We start from the raw sequence: 5,227 nt of genomic DNA on the forward strand, positions 1-5,227 counted from the left end.
TTGCAGTGTCAGTTAAGACTAAAAATAAAAATCTTAAATCTTTAGCATTTTCTTCATCTGTTACAGCCTTTCTTGGAGGAATGACAGAGCAGTCTATTTACGGTGTTAACTTAAAATTAAAAAAACCTATGTACGCTGCAATGATAGGAGCTTTTGTAGCTGGTATTTTCGCAGGAATTGTAAAGCTTAAGGCCTTTATATATGTAACACCGGGAATTTTATCCCTAGCCATGTGGGTATCTAAGGAAGAAAATTTCTTTTTCATGGCCATTATAACCATGATAATTGCTTCAGTGGTGACATTTATTGCTACATTAATTATTGGTTTTGATGATTCAGATTTTGCTGACGAAGAAGAGGCAGAAGCAGAAAAAAATTCAGCTATTGAACCAAAAGATGGCGTGCTTTATTCACCTTGTGAAGGTGTGGTTAAAAAAATTGAAGATGTAAATGACAGCACTTTTTCAAGTAAAGTAATGGGAGATGGATTTGCTATAAAACCAAGCAAGGGTTTATTAAAATCTCCTGAAAATGCAGAAGTAACAGCAATATTCGATTCAGGACACGCTATTTGCTTAAAATGTGATAACGGAATGGAAGTTTTGATGCACATAGGAATTGATACTGTTAACCTAAAAGGAGAAGGATTTAAAGTTTTAGTTGACCAAGGTTCAAGAGTTAAAAAGGGTGATGATCTTATTGAGTTTGATCTTGAAACCATAAAAAGTGCTGGTTACGATGATGATGTAATTATTGTCATAACTAATTCTGATGCTTATAAAAAATTTGAAGTTGAGAATAACATAAAAGTTAGTTTCGAAGATGTTTTGTTGGGAGTTGAAAAATGAAATACGCAGACTTGCACATGCACACAAACCACTCTGATGGTGTATGTGATATAGAAGATGTTATAAAAGATGCTAAAGACCATGGTTTAAAAGTAATTGCCATAACTGACCATGATACTGTAAATCACTATGATGAGATTTATAAATATGGAAAAAAATATGACATGAAAATTGTAAAAGGCGTGGAGATGAGCTGCTATGATTTTGATGTATATAAAAAAGTCCATGTAGTTGGACTTTGGCTAAACGAAAAGACTCCAAATATAGAAAGGCTCTGTAATCATACCTTACATTGTAGAAATGAGTATCATAAGGAGCTTATTGAAAAGCTTAGAGCTCAAGGATACGACATAAGTTATGAAGATGCTAAGAAATTTTCGCCTTATTCTATAGTTTTTAAGATGAATATCTTCCAGGCTTTGAAAGAAAAGTATCCAGAAGAAATGACTCCACAGAGATATAAGGAGCTTTTTGCATCAAAAACCAGCAAGGAAACAGATATGAAAATGGGTTATATTGATGTAAAAGAAGGTATAGAAGCCATTTTGAAAGATGGGGGAATTCCTATAATAGCCCATCCTTGTCAATACCATAATTATTCTGAAATTGAAAAGTATGTATCTTATGGACTTAAAGGTATAGAAATCAACCATTCAAAAATGAAGGCTGAGGATTATCCCTTAACTCTAGAATTTGCTAAAAAATTTAATTTATTCAAAAGTGGGGGAAGTGATTACCACAATCCAGAATTAATCACTTTTGGAGAATTTGGATTAACAAAAGAAGAATTTGACGAGCTTGAAAAAAATGCTCTTGACTTTAAGGAAAATACAAAATAATTTATGATAATTAAAAATGCATGGTTAGAATTCCATGCATTTTTAATTAGTTGATTTCTTCTAATGATATTTGATTTTTAGTTTTTTCTCTTTCACGCATTTTTTCGTTATAGCAAGACCTACATAGGGGTTCGTAAACATCTTCTGAACCTATTTGTATTCTTGAATCATCGGATGATTTCCTATAGGATGCCCAGGCGTCTTCACCACATGAGGCACAGATGGCGTGGTGTTTAACTAATTCATCGGCTAGGGGCATAATTTCCTTTATTATTTCAAAGGGTTTGGCCATGTAGTCCATATCAAGACCTGATATGACAATAGTTATATTTTTTGCCATGAGTTTATTAAAAATATCAACTACTTCATTAGGTTCATTTGGGAAAAATTGCAATTCATCTATGCCGATTGCGTCTATTTCATGATTTTTAACGTAATCTAAAATTTCATTTAGGTTTTCGATTTTTATTGCATCTAGGGATAAATTGTCATGGGAGACAATTTTTTTATCACTATCTCTATTATCAACCGCAGGCTTAAAGGCCACGGTTTTGTAATTTGCAATTGTCATCCTGTATAGCTCTCTCCATAGGGAAGTAGTTTTACCTGAAAACATTGATCCTGTATGAACTATTAGTTTGCCTTGTTTTTTAATCATTTTCTTAAACATTAAATTTAAACTCAACTACATCGCCGTCTTGCATGATGTAGTCTTTGCCTTCCATACGGAGTTTACCTGCTTCTTTAGCCTTGGCTTCGCTACCGGCAGCAACTAAATCATCATAGGATATGATATCAGCCATGATGAAACCACGAGCTATATCTGAGTGGATTTTGCCAGCTGCATCTTGGGCACGTGTGCCTTTTGTTATTGTCCATGCACGGGTCTCAACTTCGCCTGTAGTTAGGTAGGAAATTAGGTTTAGAGTCTTGTAAGAATCCTTTATAACCCTGTCTGTACCTGATTCTGTAAGACCAATCATGGCCAAGAATTCTTCTCTTTCTTCCTCTGTTTCTAGCTCTGAAATTTCTTGCTCAATTTTTGCTGATACAACTGATACTTCAGCACCCTCACTTTTTGCAAAGTCACGTACTATTTCTACATATTTGTTGCTAGCACCATCATCTGCAGCGTCATCTTCATTAACATTGCAAACGTAAATAATTGGTTTGGTAGACAAAAGTTGGTAAGACCTTAAAAGTTTTTTCTCTTCGTTGTTTAGGTCCAGGATTCTTGCAGATTTGCCTTCTTCCAGAACTGCTACAATCTTTTCTAAAACTTCTACTTCTGCACGGGCACTCTTATCAGCCCTAGCAACTTTTCTTTTCTTTTCTAATACCTTATCTACTAGTTCAAGGTCAGATAAAATTAGTTCAAGATTTATAGTTTCTATATCCCTTAGTGGGTCAACAGAACCATCAACATGGGTTACATTTGGGTCATCAAAGCATCTTAAAACTTCGACAATAGCATCAGTTTCTCTGATATTTGATAAAAACTTATTACCAAGTCCCTCACCCTTGCTAGCTCCTTTAACAAGACCTGCTATATCGTAGAATTCAACGACTGCTGGAACTATTTTTTTAGACTTGCTCATTTCTGATAGCACATTTAATCTATTGTCAGGTACATTTACAAGACCAACATTTGGGTCTATGGTAGCAAATGGATAGTTTGCTACAAGGGCACCTGCTTTGGTTATGGCGTTAAATAATGTTGATTTACCAACATTAGGTAGGCCGACTATTCCTAGTTTCATCTTATTCACACTCTCTTTTTAATTATTCTTATAACTCTTATATTATAATGGTTTTAAGGAAAAAATCAATCATACTTATGCCTATAATATGACTTTAAGTCTGGTATAATGATTTATAGAAATAATAATAAACTAGGATAAAATATTATTATAAGATGGAGCAAATATTTGCTTAATTCTATGATTAGGAGATAAGAATGAATATAGATAAAAGATTAGAACAGTTAAGATCTTTGATGAAGGATAGAAAAATTGATGCCTATATTGTAGCTACTTCAGATCCTCACCAATCTGAGTATTTAGCAGACCATTATAAAACAAGAGAATTCATTTCTGGCTTTACAGGTTCAGCAGGTACAGCCGTTATTACCCAAAAAGAAGCTAGACTTTGGACTGATTCCAGATATTTTTTACAGGCTCAAAAAGAATTATCCGGTTCGGAATTTGAATTAATGAAGATGGGAGTAGAAGGTTATCCAACAATCATCGAGTATCTCGATAAAAATATTGCTGAATTTGGCAAGATTGGTTTCGATGGTCAGTGCTATTCTGTTACAGGTTATAAAGATCTTTCAGAAAATATGGGTGCTAGAGTTTTGGTGTCTGACCTTGATTATATTTCGCAAATTTGGACTGATAGACCAGAACTTCCTAAAGATAAGGCTTGGATTCACGATGAAAAATATTGTGGCTTAAGCCTAAAAGAAAAACTTGAAATTTTAAGGGAAAAAATGGGTCTTAACCACTGTGATTACACCTTTATAGGTGCACCAGAAGATATATGCTATTTATTAAATATTAGAGGTAATGATGTAGCCTATAATCCTGTTATTTTATCATATATGCTTGTTTCACAAGATAAGGCAAGCTTGTGTATAGAAGAGGAAAAACTTGATGCAAATGTACGTCAATATCTAGAAGAAAATGGAATTAGCATTTATTCTTATGAATATATTTATAGTCTCTTAAAAAATATTCCGGGTAAAAGTAGAATTTACCTAGATCCTGCAAGAACAAATGTAGCTATTTATGATGCTATAAATTCAAATGTGAAAATAAGTCAAGGTATAAATCTAACTACTTATATGAAGTCGGTAAAAACTGATGCAGAAATAGAAAGTATCAAAAAAGCCTATATAAAGGATGGGGTGAGCCTTGTAAAATTCTTTAACTGGCTAGAAGTTGGAGCTAAAACTGGTTCTTTGAATGAATTAGTTGCATCAAATAAGCTTCATGATTTAAGGTGTGAAAATGAAAGTTTTATAGAAGATTCTTTTGAAACTATAGCTGGTTATAGGGAAAATGCAGCTATAGTCCACTATGCTCCTTCAAAAACTGGTTCTAAAACAATTAGGGACGAAGGAATGATTCTTGTTGATTCTGGTGGACACTACAAGGAAGGAACTACTGATATTACAAGAACTATTGCCCTCGGAAGCCTTAAAGAAGCTGAAAAAATTGATTATACTTTGGTTTTAAAATCCTTCCTCAGTCTATTTTTAGCTAAATTTAAAAATAAGACTAAGGGAACTAGATTAGATATGATTGCAAAATACCCACTTTGGAAGGCGGGTAAGGACTTTTTCCACGGAACAGGTCATGGAGTTGGTTTTGTTCTTACCGTTCATGAAGGACCACAAGCAATTTCAGAAAGAAATGAAATGGAGTTTGTTGAAAACATGACAACTTCAATAGAACCAGGACTTTATATTGAAAATAGTCATGGAATCAGAATTGAAAATGAAGCTTATGTTAAAAAAGCCTTTGATAATGAGTTTGG

General features: G+C 33.6%; 5 protein-coding genes. 3 read left to right on the forward strand and 2 right to left on the reverse strand.

Translation table 11 applies throughout. The features are described 5' to 3' along the window. Both RQ907_RS07420 and RQ907_RS07425 read left to right on the forward strand, forming a co-directional pair. Positions 1-848: glucose PTS transporter subunit IIA (locus tag RQ907_RS07420; protein WP_311492740.1), on the forward strand; the 848-nt coding region annotated here is incomplete at its 5' end. After that, positions 845-1,687 carry a PHP domain-containing protein gene (locus tag RQ907_RS07425; RefSeq protein ID WP_311492741.1) on the forward strand — a complete coding sequence of 281 codons (843 nt, stop codon included), beginning with the start codon at positions 845-847 and terminating at the stop codon, positions 1,685-1,687. The genes RQ907_RS07420 and RQ907_RS07425, both read left to right, overlap by 4 nt. A gap of 46 nt (positions 1,688-1,733) precedes the next feature. Here the strand turns inward: RQ907_RS07425 and RQ907_RS07430 are convergent, their stop codons facing one another. After that, complete coding sequence (locus tag RQ907_RS07430) at positions 1,734-2,357, reverse strand: thymidine kinase (protein ID WP_311492744.1); 624 nt, start codon at positions 2,355-2,357, stop codon at positions 1,734-1,736. Further along, on the reverse strand, positions 2,350-3,447 hold the full coding sequence (ychF, locus tag RQ907_RS07435; protein WP_311492742.1) for a redox-regulated ATPase YchF: 1,098 nt from the start codon (positions 3,445-3,447) through the stop codon (positions 2,350-2,352). Before ychF ends, RQ907_RS07430 begins: the two co-directional genes overlap by 8 nt. A 197-nt stretch (positions 3,448-3,644) precedes the next feature. Between ychF and RQ907_RS07440 the strand changes: the two genes are divergently transcribed. Then, positions 3,645-5,227, forward strand: a 1,583-nt coding sequence (locus RQ907_RS07440) for a M24B family metallopeptidase (RefSeq protein ID WP_311492743.1), incomplete at its 3' end; no start/stop codon positions are given.

The organism is uncultured Anaerococcus sp., assembly GCF_963510575.1.
Lineage (GTDB): Bacteria > Bacillota > Clostridia > Tissierellales > Peptoniphilaceae > Anaerococcus.